At 42.3% G+C, this 24548-nt stretch carries 23 protein-coding genes; 1 reads left to right on the plus strand and 22 read right to left on the minus strand.

From position 1 onward, the window contains the following. Positions 1-216 precede the first annotated feature (216 nt). The 20 genes from CARFE_RS0105375 to CARFE_RS0105475 all read right to left on the minus strand — a co-directional run bounded on the left by CARFE_RS0105375 (position 217) and on the right by CARFE_RS0105475 (position 22809). Positions 217-828, minus strand: a complete 612-nt coding sequence (locus tag CARFE_RS0105375) for a nitroreductase family protein (RefSeq protein ID WP_028052002.1) — start codon at positions 826-828, stop codon at positions 217-219. Positions 829-865: 37 nt separating this feature from the next. Next, positions 866-1663 (minus strand): hypothetical protein, encoded by a 798-nt coding sequence (locus CARFE_RS0105380; RefSeq protein WP_028052003.1) that lies wholly within the window; start codon positions 1661-1663, stop codon positions 866-868. Continuing rightward, entirely contained in the window at positions 1664-2242 is a 579-nt protein-coding gene (locus tag CARFE_RS14395; RefSeq protein WP_051250180.1) for a flavodoxin family protein, read from the minus strand. It abuts the gene before it with no gap. A 93-nt stretch (positions 2243-2335) separates the two neighbouring features. After that, on the minus strand, positions 2336-4243 hold the full coding sequence (gene selB / locus CARFE_RS0105395) for a selenocysteine-specific translation elongation factor (RefSeq protein ID WP_028052004.1): 1908 nt from the start codon (positions 4241-4243) through the stop codon (positions 2336-2338). Next, a complete protein-coding gene (selA, locus tag CARFE_RS0105400; RefSeq protein ID WP_028052005.1) occupies positions 4240-5640 on the minus strand; it encodes an L-seryl-tRNA(Sec) selenium transferase in 1401 nt (466 codons plus the stop codon). The genes selB and selA overlap by 4 nt, the downstream gene beginning before the upstream one ends. 4 nt (positions 5641-5644) lie before the next feature. Next, positions 5645-6721: a cyclic dehypoxanthinyl futalosine synthase gene (gene mqnC / locus CARFE_RS0105405; RefSeq protein WP_028052006.1), complete on the minus strand. Its 1077-nt coding sequence runs from the start codon at positions 6719-6721 to the stop codon at positions 5645-5647. Next, positions 6712-7557: a menaquinone biosynthesis protein gene (locus CARFE_RS14400; RefSeq protein WP_051250181.1), complete on the minus strand. Its 846-nt coding sequence runs from the start codon at positions 7555-7557 to the stop codon at positions 6712-6714. Before CARFE_RS14400 ends, mqnC begins: the two co-directional genes overlap by 10 nt. Further along, positions 7557-8657, minus strand: a complete 1101-nt coding sequence (mqnE, locus tag CARFE_RS0105415) for an aminofutalosine synthase MqnE (protein WP_028052007.1) — start codon at positions 8655-8657, stop codon at positions 7557-7559. Before mqnE ends, CARFE_RS14400 begins: the two co-directional genes overlap by 1 nt. A gap of 15 nt (positions 8658-8672) precedes the next feature. Then, positions 8673-9521, minus strand: a complete 849-nt coding sequence (locus CARFE_RS0105420) for a UbiA-like polyprenyltransferase (RefSeq protein ID WP_028052008.1) — start codon at positions 9519-9521, stop codon at positions 8673-8675. Beyond that, positions 9514-10962, minus strand: coding sequence for a menaquinone biosynthesis decarboxylase (locus CARFE_RS0105425; protein ID WP_028052009.1), 1449 nt, complete (start codon positions 10960-10962; stop codon positions 9514-9516). The genes CARFE_RS0105420 and CARFE_RS0105425 overlap by 8 nt, the downstream gene beginning before the upstream one ends. 18 nt (positions 10963-10980) lie before the next feature. Continuing rightward, the gene (locus CARFE_RS0105430; protein WP_011344703.1) at positions 10981-11715 is read right to left on the minus strand and encodes a demethylmenaquinone methyltransferase; all 735 of its coding nucleotides are present in this window, start codon (positions 11713-11715) and stop codon (positions 10981-10983) included. A 19-nt stretch (positions 11716-11734) separates the two neighbouring features. Continuing rightward, the gene (locus CARFE_RS0105435; RefSeq protein ID WP_028052010.1) at positions 11735-12367 is read right to left on the minus strand and encodes an isoprenoid biosynthesis enzyme family protein; all 633 of its coding nucleotides are present in this window, start codon (positions 12365-12367) and stop codon (positions 11735-11737) included. Between the two features lie 182 nt (positions 12368-12549). Then, entirely contained in the window at positions 12550-12933 is a 384-nt protein-coding gene (gene speD, locus CARFE_RS0105440) for an adenosylmethionine decarboxylase (protein ID WP_011344705.1), read from the minus strand. 198 nt (positions 12934-13131) lie between these two features. Beyond that, positions 13132-13887, minus strand: a complete 756-nt coding sequence (locus CARFE_RS0105445; RefSeq protein WP_028052011.1) for a fumarylacetoacetate hydrolase family protein — start codon at positions 13885-13887, stop codon at positions 13132-13134. Further along, on the minus strand, positions 13884-16055 hold the full coding sequence (locus CARFE_RS0105450) for an alkaline phosphatase family protein (protein ID WP_028052012.1): 2172 nt from the start codon (positions 16053-16055) through the stop codon (positions 13884-13886). Before CARFE_RS0105450 ends, CARFE_RS0105445 begins: the two co-directional genes overlap by 4 nt. Further along, the gene (locus CARFE_RS0105455; RefSeq protein WP_245570758.1) at positions 16052-17161 is read right to left on the minus strand and encodes a glycosyltransferase family 4 protein; all 1110 of its coding nucleotides are present in this window, start codon (positions 17159-17161) and stop codon (positions 16052-16054) included. Before CARFE_RS0105455 ends, CARFE_RS0105450 begins: the two co-directional genes overlap by 4 nt. Further along, a complete protein-coding gene (gene recD2, locus CARFE_RS0105460) occupies positions 17136-19373 on the minus strand; it encodes an SF1B family DNA helicase RecD2 (protein WP_028052014.1) in 2238 nt (745 codons plus the stop codon). The genes CARFE_RS0105455 and recD2 overlap by 26 nt, the downstream gene beginning before the upstream one ends. 89 nt (positions 19374-19462) lie before the next feature. Beyond that, on the minus strand, positions 19463-20755 hold the full coding sequence (gene hcp, locus CARFE_RS0105465; protein ID WP_028052015.1) for a hydroxylamine reductase: 1293 nt from the start codon (positions 20753-20755) through the stop codon (positions 19463-19465). 136 nt (positions 20756-20891) lie between these two features. Further along, positions 20892-22004, minus strand: coding sequence for an aminopeptidase (locus CARFE_RS0105470; protein ID WP_028052016.1), 1113 nt, complete (start codon positions 22002-22004; stop codon positions 20892-20894). Positions 22005-22041: 37 nt separating this feature from the next. After that, positions 22042-22809, minus strand: coding sequence for an epoxyqueuosine reductase (locus CARFE_RS0105475; RefSeq protein ID WP_034541717.1), 768 nt, complete (start codon positions 22807-22809; stop codon positions 22042-22044). A gap of 97 nt (positions 22810-22906) precedes the next feature. Between CARFE_RS0105475 and CARFE_RS0105480 the strand changes: the two genes are divergently transcribed. Beyond that, on the plus strand, positions 22907-23530 hold the full coding sequence (locus CARFE_RS0105480) for a DedA family protein (protein WP_028052018.1): 624 nt from the start codon (positions 22907-22909) through the stop codon (positions 23528-23530). A gap of 109 nt (positions 23531-23639) precedes the next feature. On the opposite strand, the gene CARFE_RS0105485 is transcribed toward CARFE_RS0105480, so the two are convergent. Continuing rightward, the gene (locus CARFE_RS0105485; protein WP_028052019.1) at positions 23640-24287 is read right to left on the minus strand and encodes a nucleotidyl transferase AbiEii/AbiGii toxin family protein; all 648 of its coding nucleotides are present in this window, start codon (positions 24285-24287) and stop codon (positions 23640-23642) included. Further along, complete coding sequence (locus tag CARFE_RS0105490; protein ID WP_028052020.1) at positions 24269-24541, minus strand: DUF6922 domain-containing protein; 273 nt, start codon at positions 24539-24541, stop codon at positions 24269-24271. Before CARFE_RS0105490 ends, CARFE_RS0105485 begins: the two co-directional genes overlap by 19 nt. Between the last annotated feature and the right edge of the window lie 7 nt (positions 24542-24548).

Here is a 24548-nt window from a genome sequence, read left to right on the forward strand (position 1 = left end):
AAAATTTGACAAAAAAGGGCCGTCCCTGCATGTACGGCCGTAAATATTCCCAGGTTTTACTGTAATAAGCAATAATTTCATCAAGATAAATTCCTTCGGGGTAAACTAAGTCTCTTACCACGATCCCACCTTCTTTTTTGTATAATTTACCCGGAAAATTAATGATAATACAAAAAATCGTGCAGCTCAAGCCACACGATTTTTCCTAAACATCCATTAAAAGCCGATAAATTGTATTTTCCCGGTTTTTCTCGGTGGCACCGGAGGAGTTTGATCGGGATACCCCAGTACCACCGCACACACAAATTCCTTATCGGTAACCCCCAAAAAGCGATCAATCTCATCGGCCACATACCTGGGGCCGGTCATCCAGCACGTCCCCAGCCCTCGTTCATAAGCCAAAAGCATTAAATTTTCCACCAGGGCCGAGACGCTCATGATGGCTTCGATCCTGCTTTCTTCATTGTAATGGCGTTCATAGCCACTCATGAGGTGGTTAACTGAATATTCGTATTTGGGAATGTAAAACAGAATAATTACCGGCGCGTCACCAACATTTTCAAAAAACTGCAGGGTAATTTTTACAATCTTTTCCGGAAAAAGTTCTTCTAATTTTGGTTTAATGTGCTTACCTGATTCAGCAATAAGCCTGGCAAGCTCATCCCGCTTTTCCCCACCAACCACGTAAATTTCCCAGGGCTGGCGGTTTTTCCCGGAAGGCGCCCAGAGTGCCGCTTCTAAAAGCTCTTCCACCACTTCCCGCGGCACCGGGTCTTTTTTAAACTTTCTAATACTTCTTCTCCCCTTTAAAATTTCTTTTAACTCCATCTTCCCCCTCCTTAAAAATTCCGGACTAAATCCGGAATTAGTTCCTTATACGGTCGCAGGGCACGTCGCAGGGACAGTTTCTCTTGCTATCTTTCAGCGCCGGTTCTCCTTTAATGGTTTTAATCAAGCTTAATAATTCTACTACCTCATCCTCATTTCCTTCTACAATAAACGTTTTTCCCCCTTCGGCTCCCCCTATGCCACCGCTACCTACTACCACAACCTCAATGTTGGGAAATAAAAGCTTTAAAGCAGATATTTCGGTAAAAATTTCCCCATCACCAATGACGGTATAACCGAATTTTTGCCCTAAAGCTTTATCAATTGTATAAATTCCGGTTAATTCGGCTGCTTTCCGCACCGAAGGCACCATTTTCTCCAAACCAACGGGAATAATAAGCCGTATCCCCCGGGCGCGAATAAGCGGGTATGCCCGGCCTATGGTCCCTCCCCGGGAATCGGAAGTAATGATTCCGGCAAATCCTTCCGCATCGATAGCACTGGCACCTTTTAAAAACACATCATCCCGTCCCATTTTTTCGAGGGCATCCTGCCAGCCAAGCTCTGATACCTGGCCCCGTTCCAGCACCACCGGTGGAATTCTTCGACCCGGGTCGGTTACGCACTGTCCTTTGGGCGTTATTACCCCCGCCGTATACCACTCCCGTTCAATTTCCCTGCCGGTTAATTCTTCCACGATATAACCATTAGTTGTTCCTCCGGCAATCACCACAATCCCTTCCTTAAAAGCTTTTGCTACCGCCGGATGTTTTTTAATACCTTTTGCAATCAACCTCTTCCCTTCAGCCACCGTTAAGGAAAAAGCAGCTCTCATTCAGCTCACCCCCATTTGATTAATAGCTTCCAGAATCCGGTTAAAATTATTGGGATCTTTTTTAATTTCGCCCTTTTCTTCCAGGTTTTTAAATCCAACAATCCTAAACTCCTCAACTTCTAAAATATTATTTAAGTACTTCAAGGTAATCTCCGCCCCGGTAAATACGGTGTTAAAATTAGTACCGGCGGTCAGTAAATACAGGCCTTTTCGCCTTTTTTGCTGCATTTCTGACTGCTTTAAAAGGTACTTTTGCGCCCAGTAAGGCTGCAACCGGTCTACTATAGCTTTGGCCTGAGCGCAAAGCCCCATGGCATAAATTGGAGATGCTATAACCAAATAATTAATTTGCGGAAGTAACTCATAAATTTCTGCCATGTCATCCTTTTGCACGCATCGGCCGTCCCGGCTGCATAAATTACACCCAAGGCAAGGATTGATTTTTTTGCGGGAAGTGTTTAAGAAAACTCCATCTCCTTTAGCCTTTAAGAGGGTTTCCACATACCGGGCAGCAGTATCGCTATTGCCACCTATCCGTGGACTGGTAGAAAGAATTAAATATTTAAGGGAGTTCGCCACGGCCATCTCCCTTCTTTTCGCTCACCACATAGTAATTTTCACAAATTTCCAGGGGACGTCTTTTTACCCGAAAAACCCTCTTTTTCCTCAATTCTATTCCCTCCTCGCTAAAACCCTCTTATCTCCAACACGCCGGGTAATTTTTAGCTGGTCTAAAGTTTCTAATAACGGCAAAGCGTATTTACGGGAAATACCAAGGAGTTCTCGCACATCGGCAATTACAATTTCTTTTTTTTCTAATAAAAGCTTTTTAATTTTGGCCATAGCCTCTTCAAAATGTTCGCGGGCTAAATATATTTCTTCGTCAATCTTAATTAATTCCCCTTGCTCCACAAGATAATTTATTAACTCCAGCGCCAAATCTTCTTTGAGATTAAAATTGGTCAAAATAACTTTTAGATTTTCCGGTGTTAAAGCAGCTTGTTTAAAGTAGTTTATAATCCTTTCCTTTGCTTTTTCCAATTCCGCAGTAAATTCCGGGAAGTGGTCAGGTAAGGCTACTTTATTTCCAGTTACTTTTAGCTCATTTCTCTCTTCTGCAATTTCCAGAAAAGCAGAAAACTCCCGCGGAGTAAACTCATTAAAAAGTTTACTTTTTAACTCATCTTTAGGAATTCCTATTCGTAATGGGTATTGCCGGTGATATGCCTGTAAAAACTCTTTTGTTTTGGTTAAGGCCTTAGCAAAATTTTCTGCCGTATAATAAAGTTTTTCTCTTGATTGGTAAATTTTGTTGGCTGCGAGCAACCTGTTGATACTCTCCTCGACCGCCGGTGCAGGCAAGGTGGTTTTCTGTTCAATAACTTTTTGTTCCATGGGTTTTGGATTATGCAAAAGAACGTTTAAAACTAACTCCGCAGGTTCTCCTTTTTCTTTAATTTTTAAATTTTCAATTACTTCCTCCCGATAACGCTTGTATTTTCTTGCGGGATAAGGATCTAAGACCTCTCCTCCTCCGATAGTTACCATAGGCGAATAGGAACGAATTATAAACCGGTCAGAGCGGTCGGCTACTACCGGCTCCTCTAACATGAGCTGGGCATAAGTTTCCCCTCCCGGCTCTAACTCTTCCCGGTCTAAAAGCAGTACCCTTCCCAGCCGTTCCGCCGTTCCCAGGTAAAAACGTATCTGCTGCCGGTGGCGAACGGGCTTTTCTTGCGAAGCAAGAACCGTAAACTTAACGTCAAGCAACCGGGTGGGTTTTAATACGCCAGTGGTAACAACCCAATCTCCCCGTTCAATATCTTTTACCTCTACATCCGCTAAATTGATCGCCACCCTCTGCCCGGCAAAAGCCCTTTCCACTTTTTGCCCGTGGACCTGCAGGTTTCTAATCTTTTTGGTAAGCCCGCGGGGGAGAATTTCTACCGTTTCGCCCACCGCAAGTTCCCCCGACCAGAGGGTACCGGTAACGACCGTCCCAAATCCCGCTATGGTAAAAACCCGGTCAATGGGCAGGCGTGCATAATGGGACCGGGATTTTTCCTCGACCTCTTCCGCGACCCGGTCAATTTCCGCAAGTAAAGTAGAAATCCCTTCACCGGTAATTGATGATACGGGGATAATGGGAGCCTTTTCGAGAAAACTTCCTTTGACAAATTCTTTGATATCTTCAATTACAAGATTTAACCAGTCTTCATCCACTAAATCTTTCTTCGTTACTACCACGATACCTTTTTTTATCTGTAAAAGCTTTAAAATATCCATATGCTCCCGGGTTTGGGGCATAATACCCTCATCGGCAGCAATAACTAAAAGCACCATGTCAAACCCCATAACCCCGGCCAGCATATTTTTAATAAACCGCTCATGCCCCGGAACATCAACAATCCCGGCTTTTTTCCCCGAAGGGAGCGTCAGGTGAGCAAAACCAAGTTCGATGGAAATTCCCCGTTTTTTCTCTTCCTTTAAGCGGTCGGTATCAATTCCCGTAAGCCTTTTTATCAGTTCCGTTTTTCCGTGGTCTACATGGCCAGCGGTTCCAATGATGAAGTATTTCATTGCCGGTCACCCACCAGATGTTTTTCCAGTAAGCGTTTGCAGTAATCTATTTCTTCCTCCAATACCGTCCTTAAATCAATAATAAATTTTTCTTCCTCAATTCTTCCCAAAAGGGCAGGATTTTCCTCCCGTAATGCTTTTGCCAGTTTTTCCACCGAAAGGTGATGGGGGTTAATTTTTATCACATAAGAAGATAGGTAGGTTCCGGGAAAAGCTCCCCCACCTACTTCCGATTTACCTTCACCTATGGAAATTTCAGCAGGTAATTTGGCCCTTAAGAGTTTGCGATAAAGCTTTTGCGCCCGCTTTTTAATCTTTTCGGGCGGTTCGGTTAACATCCGTAATACCGGGATTTTCGTGAGAAAATCTCTTTCAAAGTAAAGCATTAAAGTTGCCTGCAAAGCTGCTACGGTCATTTTATCAATCCGAATAGCCCGGGTAAGAGGATGTTTTTTCATTTTGGCAACAAACTCTTTCTTGCCAGCAATAATCCCCGCTTGCGGGCCACCCAAAAGCTTATCTCCGGAAAAAGTAACTACATCCACCCCCGCCGCCAGAACTTCCTGCACCGTTGGTTCGTACGGTAATCCGTAAGAGGTTAAATCCACCAAACTGCCGCTTCCCAAGTCCCACATTACCGGAATTCCCTTTTCTTTTCCAAGCTTCACCAAATCGGCAATTTCCACCGATTCGGTAAAACCAATTATTTTGTAATTGCTGGTATGCACCCCTAATAAAAGGCCGGTGTTCTCGTTAATTGCCTTCCGGTAATCGTCAAGCCGGGTTTTATTGGTGGTACCAACTTCTTTTAAAATTGCCCCGCTTCTTTCCATTATTTCCGGTATCCTAAAGGCTCCGCCGATTTCCACCAGTTGGCCCCGGGAAACTATCACCTCTTTCCCAAAAGCCATACTGCTTAAAGCTAATACTACCGCCGAAGCATTATTGTTCACCACCAGTGCATCCTCGGCTCCGGTTAACTCACAGAGGTATTCCACCACGTGGTCGTAACGGGAGCCCCTTTTTCCGGTGGTTAAATCCAGCTCCAAGTTGCCGTAACTGCCCGAGACTTTACGTAAGGCTTCTACCGCCTCCGGGGCCAGAGGAGCCCGGCCCAGGTTGGTATGCAAAACCACACCGGTACCGTTGACCACCCGCCGGTAGGGGGGTAGAAAAAAGCTTTCAATCTTTCTTTGAGCTAAGTTAACAACCTCCTGAAATTCCAGCGGCTTTTGCCGCTGGCCAGAGACTATACCGGTTCTGAGTTCATCTAAAACCTCGCGCACTTTGCGGGTAATAATCTCCCGCTGATAACGGTTTAAATAGTCCTGAAGTTCCGGAGCTTTTAGAATCTCATCTACCTTGGGTATGGAGCGCAGTAATTTTTCCAATGCCATCGGCTCACTCCTCATAAACTTCCAAAATTTCGTAATGGGTGTTGCGTTTGGCCGGTATGAACCCTGCTTCCCGGATAGTTTTTATTATTTCGTTCATTGGTATGCGGTAGGTTACCCCCGCTGCCCGGACCACATTTTCCTCAAGCATGGTAGAGCCAAAATCGTTGGTTCCAAAATACAAAGCTAATTGCGCTATTTTGGCCCCTTGGGTAACCCAGGAAGCTTGAATGTTGGGAAAATTATCGAGATAAATCCGGGAAATAGCAACCGTCTTTAAGTAGTCCACCCCTCCAGCTGGCAAAAGATGGGCTAAGGCTGTATTGGCCGGCTGAAACGACCAGGGTATAAAAGCAGTAAATCCGCGGGTTTTATCCTGAAGCTGCCGCAAATTTTCCAGGTGAATAATCCGGTCTTCGTAATTTTCCACATGCCCGAACATCATCGTTGCCGTAGTCTTCATCCCCAGGCTATGGGCTGCTTCCATCACTTCCAGCCATTCCGCCGCGGAAATTTTATTGGGACTAATTACCTTCCGCACCCGGTCGGATAATATTTCCGCTCCCCCTCCGGGCAAAGATTGCAGTCCGCTTTCTTTTAGTTGCTTTAAGACTTCAACCACGCTTAAGCCTTCTTTTTTAGCCAGGTACATAATTTCCGGCGGCGAAAGGGAATGGATTTGTACCGTTGGAAATCTTTTCTTTATCTGAGAAAACAGGTTTTTAAAGTACTCCAGCCCTAAATCGGGATGGGTCCCTCCCTGCATTAATAACTGAGTTCCGCCCAGGTTAACCAGCTCTTCAATTTTGGCAAAGATTTCTTCCAAGGTCAGAACGTAACCTTCCGGATGACCGGGAGGACGATAAAAAGCACAAAATTTGCAGGCCGTCGAGCAGATATTGGTATAATTTACATTCCGGTCAACCACAAAAGTAACAATATTTTCCGGGTGATGACGGCGGCGGACAAGGTTGGCAAGTCGCCCCAAGTTGTACAAATCTCCCTGTTCAAACAGTAAAACTCCTTCGGCAAAAGTTATCCTTTCCCCCGCTTCTATTTTGGCGTAAATTTTTTTTACATCCAATCGTCTTCCCTCCAAATCTTAACCAAAACCCCTGCCGGCGCTTCGCCTATTTTAGAAGCCCGACGGTAAAACTCCAAAAGACCAGAAAACTCCCTCTCGGATAGTTCATGGGAAATAATTTTTAAATACCCGTCAATTTCCTCAGGAGTAAAAGGATATTTCTGGCTGCCAAATTCAACCATTTCTTGCCAGTGAGCATACGAGTAATTTTTAGCCTGAAAAAACAGTTCGGTTAACTTTTTAATTTTATGAGGCTCTTTCTGGCAGGTCTCCCGGTGGACCGCCCATACCGCATAAACCATGGGTAGCCCGGTAAGTTTTTTAAAAGCTTCGCCTAAGTCCAACACCTCTAAATTTTGGGGCAAATGATAATAACCTGCTAAAGCTTTATCACCAATTAAAAGCACTCCGTCTAAATCTGTCTTGCGGTAAAATTCAATGTCCAGATTCATGGGTACGTATTGAGGGTCGGCCCCAAAAAGTTCTTTTAAGATTATTTTTAATAATACTACCGATGTTGCCGACTCCCTGGTTACACCAACTTTTTTTATGTTTTGAAGCCTTCCGGAAAATTCCTGCCGGTAAAAAAACATCACGCTCAATACCGGGCCATCGGCGGCAATGGAAAGATCAGGTAAAATTAAAAGGTCTTGATAGTTTCTGGCGTACTCAATGGAGGAAAGGGGAGTTACATCTAACTGATGTTTTAAAAAAAGTTGATTTAACTCGGCCGGGGGACCTGAAAAAAGCTCAGCCTCCGCAAAACCATTTTTCTCAAAAGGATAATATAAGGGTAAGCAGTTTAAGTAGCTTACCCGTCCAAGCCGTAATCTCATTAAAAAACCTCCCGTACCACATTGTAAAGAGTATCTCTTTCTACCGGTTGTCTTCCCGCTTCCCGTATAAGGTGCAGGATTTCCTTTTTGGTCATGGCTTGAGAGGTGGTAGCCCCGGCAGCATGGGTAATCCGCTCTTCTACCACCGTGCCATCAATATCGTCCACTCCGAAGGAAAGAGAAATCTGAGCAAGTTTTGGTCCCACCATGATCCAGAAAGCTTTAATATGGTCAAAATTATCGAGCATTAAGCGGCTGATAGCTAACATTTTTAAGTCTTCTACGCCAGTAGTGAGGGTTTTAATTTCACCCTCTAACCCGGTGTTTTTAGGATGAAACGCCAAAGGAATAAACGACATAAAACCGCCGGTTTCATCCTGAAGTTCTCTTAACTTAATTAAATGCATAAGTCTTTCTTCAACGGTTTCGATATGTCCGTAAAGCATGGTGGCATTACTTCTAAGCCCGAGTTTATGGGCGGTTCTCATGACTTCCAGCCAGCGTTCGCCGGAAATTTTTTTCTCGCAAATTTTCTTTCGCACCCTCTCTGAAAAAACTTCCGCACCTCCGCCGGGTAAAGAACCCAGCCCGGCATTTTTTAAAATTGTCAGCACTTCCTCCAAAGACTTCCCGGAAATACGAGAAAAGTAGTCAATTTCCACCGCCGTAAAAGCCTGAATGTGCACTCCGGGTAAGGCTCTGGAAACCCTCTCCACCATCTCTACGTAAAAATCAAAAGGCAAATCGGGATGAAGACCACCTACAATGTGAATTTCACTTATCCCATCATCTTTGGACTCTAAAGCCCGCGCTTCAATTTCGTCAAGGCTCATCTGGTAAGCTTCCGGAGAGTCTTTGTCCACCCCAAAAGCACAAAGTTTGCAGCGGTTAACGCAGATATTGGTGGGATTAATATGGCGGTTTACAATAAAATAAGCTTTATTGCCATTTTTTCTTTCCCGGACGATATTGGCAAGATAACCAATCCCTATAAGGTCGGAGGAATTAAAAAGGGTTAGCCCGTCTTCAAAGGAAAGCCGTTCACCCTTCTCAACTTTATCGTAAATTTTTTCTAAATTTTTGTCGGCAAAAGCAAACATTCTTCCACTCCCTTTTTAAATTAGTAAATCGATAACGGTAACACCGAACATTAAGACGCTGATAATCATATTTACATTGTTAAAAGCCGTATTAACCCTTGATAAATCGGTAGGCTTGACCAGCCAGTGCTCGTATAATAAAAGAATAGCGGTAGCAATAACACCAAAATAATAAAAAAACCCAAGGCCAAAACCAATGCCAGCCAGTAAAAAGAAGATGATAGTTAGAAAGTGAAATACCCGGGCAATCGTTAGAGCTTTTTCTATCCCAAACCTGCTGGGTATGGAGTATAACCCCTGCTGCCGGTCAAACTCCACATCCTGAAGAGCGTAGATAATATCAAAACCTGCAACCCAAAATAACACCCCGGCAGCTAAAAAGTAAGCCGGTAGCGGTATATAACCTTCAATCCCCACAAAGCTTCCGAGCGGAGCAAAGGACAGGGCCAGGCCTAAAACAAGGTGGCATGCCCAGGTAAATCTTTTAGTATAAGAATAAATTACCAGAACAAATAAAGCAAGGGGAAGAAGCTTTAAAGCTAACGGCTTTAAATTGGCTGCCGCCCAAAAAAAGAGCAATAACGAAAGTATCGTGTAAATATATACTTCCGACACTTTTATAAGCCCCCGGGGCAGGGCCCGGTTTTGGGTTCGGGGGTTTAAGGCATCTATATGCCGGTCAATCAACCGGTTTAAACTCATTGCGGCAGTCCGGGCACCAACCATAGCCAAAGTAATAAAAAGAAAATCTCTTAGCCTCGGTACACCCCCGGAAGCCAAAAATGCTCCTACATAAGCATAAGGTAGGGCAAAAAGTGTATGTTCAAACCTGATCATTTCAAGAAAGATCTTAATTTTAGTCAAGGCCGAGGTCACTCCACTTCCGGTCCACCAAAGCCTTAATCTCCGGATCCATTTCGATGTCATCAGGCCAGGGTCGGGTGTGACCTTCGGAAGGCCACTTTTTGGTAGCATCAATGCCAAGCTTTGAACCGTAATTGGGCAAAGGAGATGCGTGATCCAAAATATCCAGGGGTCCTTCAACAATCATTAAGTCCCGCTTCGCATCAATATTGTTAAATACTTTCCACATTACTTCCGAAAGGTTTTGTACGTTAACATTTTCATCAACAACAATTATCATTTTGGTAAACATCATCTGCCCCAAGCCCCATAAAGCATTCATCACTTTACGGGCATGACCGGGATAGCGTTTTCTAATCGAGACAATTGCGCAATTATGGAAGACCCCTTCCAGGGGAAGATTTATATCAACAATTTCCGGCAGCAGCAGCTTTAAAAAAGGCAAAAAGATTCGTTCGGTGGCTTTTGCCATATAACAGTCTTCCATCGGTGGTTTGCCCACAATTGTTGCCGGGTAAATGGGATTCTTTCTGTGGGTAATTGCTGTAACATGAAATACCGGATAATAATCGGTTAAGCTGTAATAACCGGTATGGTCCCCGAAAGGCCCTTCTAATCGCAGTTCATCGGGATCAACGTAACCTTCAATAACAATCTCCGCATGGGCCGGAACTTCCAAATCTACCGTCTCCGCTTTAACCAATTCCACCGGTTCTTTCCGAATAAAACCGGCAAAAAGAAATTCATCAATTGACGGTGGCAGAGGAGCTGTCGCTGCATAAATGGTTGCCGGATCTCCGCCCAAAGCTACCGCAACTTCTAAAGGCTTGCCCAGGCGCTTGGCCTTCTGGTAAAAGTGCGCCGCATCTTTATGCATATGCCAGTGCATCCCGGTGGTTCTTCCGTCATAAATTTGCATCCGGTACATGCCCACATTTCTTCTTCCGGTTTCCGGGTCTTTGGTAATGACTAACGGTAAAGTTATAAACCTTCCACCATCCTGCGGCCAGCATTTTAATATTGGAAATTTATTTAAATCGGGGTTATCCTTGATAATTACTTCCTTTACCGGGCCACTTTTTACAATCTTAGGCGCAAAATTTGACAACCTGGCAAGCTTCGGTAACATTTTCAGCTTTTCAAACATGGTAACCGGAATATCATCGGGATTTAAAAGGCTTAAAAACTCTTCTCCGATATCATCCAAACGGTCAACCCCAAGAGCCAATTTCATGCGCTCATAGGAGCCAAAAGCATTCATCAATACCGGGACATCGTAACCCGAAACGTTTTCAAATAAAAGAGCCGGTCCATAGGCCTTTGACACCCGGTCGGTAATTTCGGTTATCTCCAATTCCGGTGACACCGGAACTTTGATCCTTTTAAGCTCCCCCCGCTTTTCAAGTTCTGCTATGAACTCTCGCAAATCCCGAAACGCCATCAAATACTACCCCCAATCTCATGTAGTTTTTTCAAATGGTTTGGTACCAACATGAACCGCCACTATTCCGCCGGTAAGCTCGTAACATTTTACATCCACCAAACCTAAATCCTCGAACATCTTTTTAATGACCTGCTGGTGGGGAAAATTTTTTACCGAGTTGGGCAGGTAAGAATAAGGACCGTCCACCCCCACCCCCAATTTCCCTAAAAGCGGCACCAATTTTTCAAAGTAAAACCAGTACAGTTGTTTAAACACGGGGAAGGTCGGATGGGCAAGTTCTAAATTCACAACCCTGCCTCCGGGTTTTACTACCCTTTTCATTTCCAGTATTGTTTTTTCAATATCCGGCACATTTCTTAAAGCAAAACCAATAGTTGCCACATCAAAGCTGTTGTCCGGAAAAGGTAAAGCCAAGGCATTACCGTGAACTAACTTAATTATTTTTTCCATGGAGTACCTGGCAATATTTTTCCTGGCAACTTCAAGCATGTTTTCGTTAAAATCAAGTCCTACGACTTCTCCTGTCGGGCCAACTACCCGCGCTAATTCAATAGCAAACATTCCCGTGCCGCAGGCCACATCTAAACCCCTTCCCCCGGCCGATAAGCCCGATACCTTGACCGCGAACCGCCGCCAGGCTTTATCCCGGTTAAAACTTAAAACGGTATTTAATAAATCATACCGATGGGCAATTGCCGAAAAAATATTATAAACAAGTTCTTCTTTTGAAGTTTGGCGGGAATCGTTCAAAATTTACTACCCCTTCCTTCTATGATAAAATGTCACTTTTATTGATAAATTCTTTAAGTTTTATTAAACCGTCAAAGCCTTCATCCTCAATGTTACAAAGAAACTCGCCAATTTTTTCTCCAAAGGTAATAAGTTCTTGCAGGGTATCTTTGGGTACATCAGCTAAATCTCCCAGGATAGCCAGACTCTGACCCATAAAAATTCGCTCGTCTTTATATTTATCTTCCTCCGAAAAAATCAAAGCAGCTTCATTTAAGTCAAGAATTAACCTGGCCAGAGAACTTAAGTATTGTAAAAGTCCCGCTTTGGCCAGCTCCAAAAAAAAGTTACCGTACATAAAATCGCCCACTAACACCTGATACTGGGTTCTTTGCCTTTCCCCGTGATATTCTTCTTCACCAATTTGCCGGTGAATTTCATGGGCAAGATAAATATAAGAAAATATTTCGGCTAATTTTACTAATTTTTCCCATTCAATCCCCAGCTTTTGCCCCACCAGTAACCAAACTAAAATTCTTTTTCTAACAGCAGTCATTTCCTTAATCTCGGGCAAAATTTCTCCGTATTGTTCCACGTTACTTCGAAGTTTTTTGGCAATTACCTCCGTTATTTCCGCTGCCACTTTATTAAGTTCCCTTTCAGCAACACTCATTTACAGGCCTCCCCAAAATAATCCACACTTATACTATTATTCTTTATTTTATCCCATTTTCCTGTTAGCTTTCTTAAAATTATTAGAAATCATCATTTTTAAAATAAATAAGCCCTACATACCTTCTCCGGCATGTAAGGCTCGCTAACCGTGTTTAAAACACGTACTAATAAAAATCCCTCCTATAAATTGACGGCTTGACTCTCGGCAAACTCTTCAACCATGACGCCCCGTTTCGTTTCCTTAGCCGTCATGTACTTTGCCCCAAACTCCTTTGCCAGGTAATTTGTTGCATCCCAGGGATCTACCGTATCCCCGCAGGTAAATACATCAACAGCAGCATAACCTAACTCAGGCCAAGTATGAATTGCAAGATGGGACTCAGAAATGACCACCACACCGCTAACCCCTTGCGGACTAAACTTATGGAAAGCTACCTCTCTAATTTCAGCACCTGCTTCCAAAGCACTTCTGACCATGATTTCTTCAACTCTTTTGACATCATTTAAAACGTCAAACCCGCAGCCGTAAAGCTCGGCAATCACATGACGGCCTAAAGCATTCATCGGCACTTCCTCCTTTAAAAATAATTTGTTGGGAACTATAACCCCCTTTTGTATACATGGGCTTTATTCAATCAAATTAAATTTTAGCATATAAATCCCCGTTGTCAATAAAAAAATAGAGATTTTCTAAATTAATTTCATTTAATTTTGGTTAATTCTTTATTATCCTTAAAAATTTTTAAGATTTCATGGCTTTTTCTATACTTTCACAAAATTTCTTAGGCTTCCAATGGCCGAAATCTTTACCTCAACCGTGTCTCCTTCAGCAAGTTTACCAACACCGCTGGGGGTTCCCGTTAAAATTACATCTCCGGGCTTTAAAGTCATGACTTTAGAAATAAAACTTACCAAAAAATAGGGATGAAACAGCATTTTAGAAGTATTACTCTTTTGCCGGAGTTCCCCATTCAAATAAGTTTCTATCTCAAGATGGTCAGGATCAATATCGGTAACAATCCACGGTCCAAGAGGGCAAAAAGTATCGAACGATTTTCCCCGCGTCCACTGTCCATCCTTCCGCTGTAAGTCCCGGGCGGTAACATCATTGGCACAGGTATAACCTAAGATGAAATCCCTTGCTTCTTCTTCCTTTAGATTTCGCCCTTCCTTTTTAATCACCACCGCCAGTTCTCCTTCGTAGTCCACCCGCCGACTTTCTTGAGGTAATATTATCACGTCTAAAGGACCAATTACGGCGGTAGGCGGTTTTAGAAAAATCACCGGTTCTTCCGGCAACTGGTGTTTAAATTCGTCAATATGGTCCCGGTAGTTTAAACCTACGCAGATAATTTTCGATGGTAATACCGGGGGTAGTAATTTGACCTCTGAAAGCGGAAGTAATTTCCCGCTGGAATTAATCTCGCCGAAAATATCTCCATTTAAAATTTCTACCTTATCATCATTAATTTTCACGTACTTATCCTGCCCCGCTATTAAGGCTCTACCTAAAATCATTTTTCTCCCTCCCGTACAAATAACAATACTTGATATAAAAGCGGCAAGGCGCTGTAATTCATAGTAGTAGCCGCCGCTACAATTCCCGAATCATTAAAAATAAGAGCAGCTACGCTTGCTACTAAAATGGCGACTAATCCTTTGTAAAATATCGGCATTTCCGTTTTTATTTTGTTCATGTAACCAAGAGGCCGGTAAAAGGAAAAGGCCAGAGCCAGTAAGCTTGTTAAAAACACCCTGCTCCAGATAGTGTATTTAATAAGTTTTATATTCATCGCCACCTTGCGGATTATAATCCCCGTTAAAACCGAAAGACCACCTGCCCTTACTTCCTGTATAGCCCTTGCCACGTGGGATTGAGCTTTAGTGCTTAAAAAAGCATCGTAAGTATAAACTGCTATTAAACCTGCCACTACCGCTCCCAGCAATATCAACACGTTTTGTACATTAAAACGGATGTTTAAAAATAACGCCAGAAAAACAGTAAAACCAAACAATGCAGTTAGAGCTCCCCCAAAGTTTGCTCCATAGGAAGGAGAGGAAATAAGCAAATAAACGGCAAGAAAAACAAACGAATATAAAACGTAAGCTTTCTTTTTCAAGCGCGTACCGTAATGGCTTGCTAAATATAAAGTAACCCCTACCAAAATCCCCATATACTCGTTGCCGATCCCGTAATACCGGGCGCCGGCCATCGGGTCGTAGCCAAGAACCGACCGGCGGATTAACTCCTGGTGATTTAAAAGGTCAAAAATCAACGAAGCAAAGGTAATTATTCCGATAACCGCAAAGCTATCTATTCCCAGAAGTTTATTTAAAAGTTTTGCCAATACCACCAAAGCTAAATTTAAAAGCACCGCAATTAAAAAGTTTAAAATGAGGTTATTGGTGTAGAAAAGGGAAAGCCATAAAAAAGTTAAAGGTACCGTAAATAAAAACAAAAGGGCAAGATCCAGTCCTTTAACTTTTTTGTAATACAGGCCAAAAAGTCCGTAAAGAAGCGTAATAATTAAAACGGTAATATAACTTTTAACTAACGGTGGTCGTAAGTTGTAAGTAATTAATATCTGGTTATGATAATCTTTCAGGAAATTTAACGCATTTGCCTTGCTAATTCCCTGCACCGAACGGCCAAAAACCTCTACCGGTGGTTTAATACCGTAAAAAGTCAAGATAGTTGCGGTGAGATCCAAATTGGTAATTAAACCGGGTCTTTTTGTGGTGCCGGAGGTAAGTAACCCTGGACCAAACCCCCGGCCCCAGGCCACCGCAAAGCCCAGGTAATCTTTCTTTGCCAGCATATCCCTGCTGGGATAGGGAGTAAAAATAATAAGGGCATCTTTTTTAGGATTTAACTTTGAAAGTATCTTTCCTAAAAAAGCATCGACTTCCTTAAAAACTTTCGTCTTCTGGTGTTTTGTTTCCCGGTCAAAAAGTAAGTTTTTAAAATAATCAACCCGGGCAATATCCCCTGTTTCAATGACCACGAGATCCGAACTTCGCCAGTTGTCCGTTACAAAAGTATAAATCTTATCATAATCACTTCTCAAACCTCCGGGAAAATCCGGGTCCTTTTTTAATACTTCCCGGTTTACCAATCCCAAAGGGGTGACACCGGTTTTATCCATGGTCAAAAGAGTAATTTCCCGGAAATACTCCTTTCCGGCATCGGCATTACCCACTACCAGCGTTTTTAATCCCCGTTTTTTTAACTCTTCACCTATTAAGCCAATTTTAAACGGATATTTTAACGAACTGCTTTCCCGTTCCGCTTCCACCGCACCCAGGTTAACAACCGCTTCCCCGGAAGGTTCCTTCCCAAAAAAGGTACGATATAAAGCAAATCCTTCCTGGCCATCGTACTGTTCTCCGTAATTAAACGCAAGTCTACCCGTTTCCCCTCCGCGAAGGTGGGCACCGCTACCGATGGTAAGATAAGCATTTACGCTATTTAGACCACCACCGGTATTATTATTCATTAACGCCACACTACCTTCCTTAAAAACCCGCTCAAAGTTTGGATACCGGCCAAGCTCCGTTAATTCCTCAAAAGATAACCCATCCAGAGAAATTAACACCAATTTCCCCGGGGAACCGGCAAAGGCCAAAGAAGGAAACAACACTACTGCAATAATCAGTAAAATTATGTAAAATACTTTCTTTCTCATGTAAGTAACCCCCTGTAAATCTCCTCGTTTCGCTGGGCCATGTGCGCTACGTTGTATTTCTCCCTTACCGTGATATAAGCCCTTTCTCCAAGACTTAAACGAAAATTTTCATTGAAAATTAACGTGTAAAGCGCTTCAGTTAAAGCCGTAGCATCCTTGGGAGGAACTAATAAACCATTTTCCCCGGAATTAATGACTTCCGGAATTCCCCCAACGTTGGTGGCAATTACGGCTAACTTCCAGCTCATTGCTTCGAGAAGGGATAAGGGTAGTCCTTCGGAAATGGACGGTAAAACAAAAATATCAATTTCCCGGTAAAATTCAGCGGGATTGGGAATGTATCCGGGAAAGGTAACCAGGCTTTCAATCCCCAGCTCTTTTGCTAACTCTTTCAGCTCATTTTTTAAAGGACCATCACCGCCAATGATCGCCCGAAATACCACTCCCCTGGCACTGAGAAGGGCTAAGGCTTCTAAAAGATAATTTAAACCCTTTTGCGGGGCAAAACGGGCTAAGGTACCTATTACCACCGGCTGGTGGGGAGTTGTTTTTATCTCTTCCGGAATCTCCACCCCATTAGGAATTACGGTAATTTTTTCTGCCAAAACCCCATGCTTTAAGATTAATTCTTTCTTTAAATTTTCACTGACCGCAATTACTTTATGGGTATAAAATTTGGTTAAAAAGCGCTCAATGAGCGAAGCAACAATTCTTTTAAAAGCCGCTACATTTTCATGCCAGATGGAGTTATGTACGGTATAAACCACCGGCACCCCAGCCAAAAAAGCAGCCATTCTTCCCGCCAGTGCCGCTTTAAAACCATGGCAGTGAACTATCCGGTACCCTTCTTTTTTAATAATGCGGTAAAGGGAATAGCAGGCTTTTAAATCCCCTTTTAAGGAAATTCCTGCAGGAATTGCTACGGAATAGTAGGTTACTCCCAGGTCTTTTAAGGTTTTTTGCTCAGCTTCGGTTAACTCGCCGGCAAAACCAAAAGCAAAGTCACCGCTTTTCTTTTGCAGCAGGGAAAAAACATGCTTTTTTATTCCCCCCGCCGATGGCCGCATCACCTGTAAAACTTTAACCTTCCCGCTCAACCAGATCACCCTTTTCAAAAACTCCCCCGAGTCTTTCCGGCAAAGAAGAATACCTGGTTTCTTCCTTAATATTTTCCACCGCCTGCCGTAAAGCCCAGGGAGTTCCTATGACAATAAGCATTTTCTTGGCCCTGGTTACAGCAGTATAAAGAAGATTTCTCTTAAGTAAAGGATAATGGTAATTATGTAAAACAAGAATAACCACCGGGTATTCCATTCCCTGAGCTTTATGAACGGTAGTCGCATAAGACAACGTCAGCTCTTCTAAATCCGTTTTCCGGTATTTTATGTTTTTGCCGTCAAAAGAAACAATGATTTCTTCTTCATCCCCGGATTTAATAATTTTTTTGATAAACCCGGTTTCGCCGTTAAATACCCCATCTTCTCCCCTTTCGTAATTGTTTTTTATCTGCATGACCTTATCGTTTACTTTAAAAGAAGTACCGAAAAATTTTACTTCCTGTGTTTCAAAACCGTTAAACAGTTTTTGCAGTAAAACATTTAAATTTTCTACCCCTAAAGCGCCCTTCCGCATAGGAGATAAAACGGCAATATCTTCCGGAGAATACCCGTAATTTTCCCAGAGCTTTTTAACCACCTTTAAAAGAAGATTAGTAATATTTTCCGTATCTTTCGCCGGAAGAAAAAACACATCCTCCAATATTCTTCCCCCAAGGAGCCGCTCAAGTTCAGACCAATCCCCGGTTAATACCCGGTGGGCAACCTCAATAATTCCTGCATCTTCTCCCTGACGAAAAACCGTTTTCAGGCTTATCCGCGGAATTTCTTCCACGGCTAAAAGATCTTTCAACAATTGCCCGGGGCCCACCGGGGGCAACTGATTGGGATCTCCCACCAGTACCAGCCGGCATTCAGGGGTTATGGCCTCAAATAAAGCAGCAGCTAAAGGTAAATCAAGCATGGAAACTTCGTCAATGATAATTAAATCGTAGGGTAAAGGTTCGTATTTGTTATAGCGAAAAAGCAGTTCTCCCGAACGGGTTTCCCCCTCCGGTTCTAAAAGACGGTGAATTGTCGCTGCCGGCATCCCGGTGCTCTCGGAAAGCCTTTTCGCCGCGCGCCCGGTAGGCGCCGCCAGAGCAATTTTGTTTTTAGGAAAAAACCTCTGATACAGCTCAATAAATCCTTTGATTACCGTGGTTTTTCCGGTACCAGGACCCCCGGTTAAAATAAAAAGTTTTTTTTCGGCAAACATTAACGATAGAGCTTCCTTTTGTAATGGGTCGTAGGAAATTCCCAGTTTTTTTTCTACCTCGGCCAAGGACTTCTTTATATTAATTTTTTTATCGGTAATCGTTAAAAGAAAGGCTACTTTCCGCGCCACCGTTTTTTCCGCATCATAAAGCTTTTTCAAATAAAGCCGGTCCCTTTCCAGGCACACTTCTCCGGTTGTTAAAAGTACGGAAAGCCCCTCGTCGACGGTCTCAGGCCCAATCCCTTCCCCCAGAAGAGCAAGCCCTTTATTATACACTTCGGCCAAAGGTAAATAAACATGTCCCTGCTCCAGAGCTTCCTTTAACACATAAACGATAGAAGCTTTAATCCGGTAAAGGTGGTTCGGGGGAAAATGCCAATCTTTTGCCAGCTTATCAAAAGGTGCAAAGGCAAAACCGTAAAGTTCATGAATGGGTTTGTAAGGATTCTCTTTTAAGTGCTCCATTAAACTTTCCCGGTAAAATTTGAGCAGGGTTTTAATTTGATGCGGTTCCAAGTTTAGCGGAGCTAATAAATTAAAAGCTTCTTCGAAAAGATACTCTTCTTTTAATTTCTGGTACAGGCTTTCCGCCTTTTCAAAGGAAATGCCTCTTATTTTTGTTAGCTGGGAAAAATCTTTTAGGATAACGGTCAGGGCGTCCATACCAAATCTTTCAACAATTTTCGCTGCCGTTTTTTCCCCAATTCCCTTAACCCCTAAGTTAGACAGGTACGAGATTAACTGTTCCGGAGAATTTGGTCTTTCCCTTTCGTAGTATTTAACTTGAAACTGCAAACCGTAATTGGGGTTATTGACAAATTTTCCCGAAACCCGGTACCGTTCGCCTACCCGGCAGTTAATTATTTCCCCTAAAATATCAATAATTTCCCCCTGCCGTTCTCCTTCTAAAATTTTAGCTCCGGCAATAATAAAATTTTCCCGGGAAAATTTTATATATTTTACTTCTACATTAATTGTCTCTTCCAAAAGAAAATTCCTGGTCATATTTTTCCCTTCAATTTATAATGATTTAGCATAATTTTACTACAATTTTAAAAAAGAAAAAACCCCGGCATAAGCCGGAGTTTTTTCTCTTAGCCAAGGATAGCTTTTAAGTCTTCGTCGGGAGTAGTGATAAGCTTTAATCCGAACTTTTCGTTTAAGATGGCCAGTAAATTAGGTGTTAGGAAAGCAGGAGCAGTCGGGCCAATTCGAATATTCTTGACTCCAAGGTAGAGGAGTGATAAGAGAATTGCCACCGCTTTTTGTTCAAACCAGGACAGAATCAGGCTAAGCGGCAGGTCGTTTACTCCAACCTTGAAGGCTTCAGCTAAGGCTAAGGCAATTTTTACTGCCGAATAGGAGTTGTTGCACTGCCCGATATCGAGGAGCCGCGGAATACCGGTACCCTCGATTTCACCAAAGTCCTTGTGGATGAATCGATATTTACCGCAAGCTAAGGTCAGGATAATGGAGTCTTTGGGTACTTTATCGGCAATTTCGTTGTAGTAGTTCCGAGTGGTCTTAGCTCCGTCGCAACCGCCAATTAAGAAGAAGTGCTTAATCTTGCCGGACTTAACCCCTTCAATTATCGTATCGGCTAAGTTTAATACTGCAGTATGATGGAAGCCGGTAGTAATGTAACCTCCTTCTTTCTCTTCCGCCGGAGGAAGTTCTAAAGCCTTCTTGATAACCTCGGAAAAGTCGCGATTGGCGATATGTTTTACTCCGGGCAGATGAGCTACCCCGCAGGTAAACATCCGGTCTTTATAAGAATCCTTGGGAATTAAAACGCAGTTGGTAGTGCCGAGAATCACTCCTGGAAATTCTTCGAACTCTTTTTTCTGGTTCTGCCAGGCGGTACCATAATTACCAACCAAGTGGGGGAATTTCTTTAACTCGGGATAAGCATGAGCCGGAAGCATCTCTCCATGGGTGTAAACATTAATTCCGGTACCTTCGGTTTGCTTTAAAAGCTCATACAAATCTAAAAGGTCGTGCCCGGTAACCAGAATAGCCGGGCCTTTTTTAAGTCCGGTGTAGACTTTTGTTGGAACAGGATTACCAAACCGTTCGGTATGGGCTCTATCCAAAAGTTCCATAATTTTAAGGTTCATTTCCCCAGCTTTTAACACCATTTGTAGATGGTGATCAAGGTCAAAATCTACGTTTGTTAGGGTGGTAAAGAGAGCTTCATGCATAAAGGCATCTACTTCCGGATCATGAGCTCCCAACTCCCGAGCATGGTAAGCATAAGCAGCAATACCTTTTAAGCCAAAGATAAGTAAGTCCTGAAGGGCGGCAAGATCTTCATTTTTCCCGCAAACTCCAACAGGCCCAACACAGCCTTTCCCTTGAGCAGTTTGCTCGCACTGGTAACAAAACATCAATAAACCCCTCCTGTTAATAATTTTTCGCCTTCTGGCTAATTTTAATTTTAAAAATATAAGGAGGGGCAATTCTGTTAAATTCGTCACAGTTTTGTCATGAAATTTATTAAATTAAGTGGATTACTCGGATATTTTACTTCAAGTTTTCAGGATTCAGTCCTTCCAGTTCCGGTAAAACAAATACTCCATCTTTTCTAATCAACACATCATCAAAATAAATCTCACCACCACCGTATTCCGGAGTTTGAATTAAAACAAGATCCCAGTGTACTGCCGATTTGTTGCCGTTAAAAGCTTCATCGTAACTGGAACCGGGAGTAAAGTGGATGCTCCCCATAATTTTTTCATCAAACAACGTATCTTTCATCGGCTTAGTTATGTAAGGATTTACTCCTATCGCAAATTCCCCGAAATATCTTACTCCGGCATCGGTATCTAAAATTTTGTTAAGCTTTTCGGTGTTGTTGGCCGTTGCTTCAACTATCCTGCCATCTTTTACCACAAAGCGCACATTTTCAAAGGTATAGCCCTGGTATACCGAAGGGGTATTGTAAGTAATAACTCCATTTACCGACTCTTTCACCGGAGCAGTGTAAACTTCACCATCGGGAATGTTGCGATGGCCGTCGCATTTCACCGCCGGAATGCCTTTTATCGAAAAAGTTATGTCAGTGTCCGGACCGGTTATTCGCACCTTATCCGTTTGGTTCATTAAGTCAATTAAAGCATCCATCGCTTTGGACATTTTGCTGTAGTCAAGGTTGCAAACATTAAAATAAAAGTCGGTAAACGCCTCATTGCTCATTCCGGCAAGCTGGGCCATAGAAGCATTGGGATAACGCAGTACCACCCATTTAGTTTTGGGTACCCGAACTTCCCCATGGACCGGATGCCACCAGTCCCGTTGATAAGCCTGCATTTTTTCCTCGGGGACATCGGAAAGCTCGGCGATATTATCTCCGGCCCGAATTCCAATATAGGCATCCATTTGTTCCATTAGCGATTTTTCCATTTCCCGATTAATCTTGATAACTTCCTCATCGGCTTCTAAAAGAATTTCCCGCAAAATTTCCTGGTTTTTTAAAAGGACAAAAGGTTTTGCCCCAACCTTATAAGCCTCGCAAATTAAAGCTTTGGTCAGGGGAAGCTCCGGACCTATGTTTTCAATTAAAATTTTCTCACCGGGTTTAAGGGCGGTAGAATAGTGAATTAAATTCTGGGCAAGTTTTATAAAGCGTGGATCCAAGAAAAAGCCTCCTTTCTTCTTTTCGTCTCTTTATATCTTATTCCTTTTTCGTTTTAACATCAATAAAAGCACAGGGACCCGTTGCACACTTTCCGCAAATTTCTACCGGATTGGTATCAGAAAAAGCTTCCCCGCATTTAACGCACCACGCATAGCATTTCTGCCGGTCAAAAGCATTATTATCATCTTTTAACGCCTTTACCGGGCAAATGTCCCGGCAGTAGGTACAGCCCTCAGATCGCCAGCACTGAAGATAAGGCTCAATAGCAGGAGTTGGTGTAATTTCGGCATCGGTGACAAAAGACCCAAACCGGCCGCCACTTCCCAGGGGAGTAATTAAAAGGTTGTTCATCCCGAAAGTACCAAGCCCTGCTATATAGGCTACATGCTTATGCGACCAGACGGCTTTCAAAATTTTTTTATCAAACTGGTAGGTTGGCAGAAGGCCTTCAGCTTTAAAACCGTAATTTTTTAATTCGTCCTTGATTTTCTGAATTATTTTCCAAAGGAGACGATTTGTTTTTATATACGCTTTGGCCCAAAGCTCCGATGGATAAATGCCATTTTTGTTACTTTCGATAATCTCCCGGGTATATGGCAAGAAAATAACAACTACCGTCTTAGCCTCGGGTAATAGCTCATCAGGCAGTAAATGAGCCGGATTGGCCACCTCTTTTAATCGCCGGAAAAGGGGATTTTGAGCTTCGGCATAGCCAATTAACGGCTTACGATAAAAAAAAGAACTTTCCTCTTCTAACTCCACCTGTTCAAAGATAATCTTCTCTATTAATTGTTGCAAAATCATTTCCTTCTTTCTCCTTTAGCATATTAACATCTTTTTTATTTAAATAAAATAAATTAAAATAAGAACATAAAATTCCTTTCAAATTAAAGGAGATAATATGGGAGTAATCTGGGATTTAATTCTACACCTTGATAAACATTTAGACCTTCTGCTTCAGCGGTTTGGCACCGAAACCTACTTTATTTTATTTCTTATCGTTTTTTTGGAAACCGGGCTTGTGGTCACTCCTTTTCTTCCCGGCGATTCGCTCCTTTTTGCAGCAGGAGCTTTATCTGCCCGGGGAAGTTTAAACCTCTATCTGGTAATGCTAATTTTCATTTTAGCCGCAGTGCTTGGTAACACTTCAAACTATTTTATCGCCCGGCTCGTTAGTAATACCGTTCTTAATAAAAAAAATCTTAAGTTTATAAAACAAGAGCACTTGCTAAAAACCCAGAGGTTTTACGAAAAATATGGAGCAGTAACCATTGTCCTGGCCCGCTTCGTCCCCATTGTTCGTACCTTTGCTCCCTTTGTTGCAGGAATAGGCCAGATGAATTTTTTTAAGTTCAGTCTCTACAACTTAATTGGAGCTTGTCTCTGGGTATTCCTCTTAACTTTAGCAGGGTATTACTTCGGCAATATTCCCGTAATTAAAGATAATTTTTCGCTTGTAGTGATAGCAATAATTTTAATTTCAATCCTTCCAGGATTAAAATCATTTATAAAAAAAGCAAAGTAGTATCCGCAATCCCTGGAAAACTCCCATTTTCCTGGACGGTATTTATCCCTTAATTTTTTCCCTTTTGGATAATGTTTGCAGCATTAACGATTTTTAAGTATATATCCTTTTAATTTAAATATTTAAGGAATTGAAATAAAGACTTTTGCTTATTTAAAAAAAAGTTTTTAATTTCTTCCCAGCTATTTTCCCACAACATTCGCGGCATCGGTTCATCCTCAGCATCATTAAAATATGTAAGGCTTTTAATGATATGATAATAATTTATTGTAGTATTGGGAAATTTTTGCGAGAGATTTTTTAAAAGATAACTAAGCTCAATTCCGGATTTAGCTAACGCAAATAAATCTATAAAATCTTTTTTTGATCCCCGTTGACTTACAGCTATAAGTTTCATTAAACCTATATCTATAATTGAAGCCAAAAAAAGTCCTGGTATATTTTTATCTTCTATTAAGGGTTTTAGTAGAGGATTTGGATAATAAAGCCAGGTAACTCTGACTCCATCTAATACTCCATGGAAAGTATCTTTTCCTATTTCACTTTCCATAATTTCTCCCTTTTCTTTTAACCGGGCAACTAACTGTTCAGGATTAAACTTGGAAGGACAAAACCAGTCTAAGTCGACCGATTTACGATGCCCAAGCTGTAAGGCTAAAGCAGTACCACCGGCAAGATAACTTCCTTTAATTGGAATTTCCCGGGCTATTTTTTGTAAAACCTTAAGTTGTTTTTCCTCTAATGCTTTATAAAACACCGCATTTCCTCCTCAGAAAGTTTAAAGTAATACTGCCAAAAACGCGCGGTCTTTGGCGTAAGATTACGGCTATTTTGTACTACCTCTTTGATGGTAGCCTCGTCATAATTACTTAAAACCCACTTAAGCGCCCTGTGGTCGCCGAAATTTAAAATACGCTCGATAATAAAACGTTTATGTTTCTCTATGTTTAAGTCGCAAAGCTCAACATCCCAGAAATAAACCTTAAACTCTTCCGGCAATGTTTTTTCCACCCTTTTC

Origin of the sequence: Carboxydothermus ferrireducens DSM 11255, assembly GCF_000427565.1 — a bacterium.
Classification (GTDB): Bacteria; Bacillota; Z-2901; order Carboxydothermales; family Carboxydothermaceae; genus Carboxydothermus; species Carboxydothermus hydrogenoformans.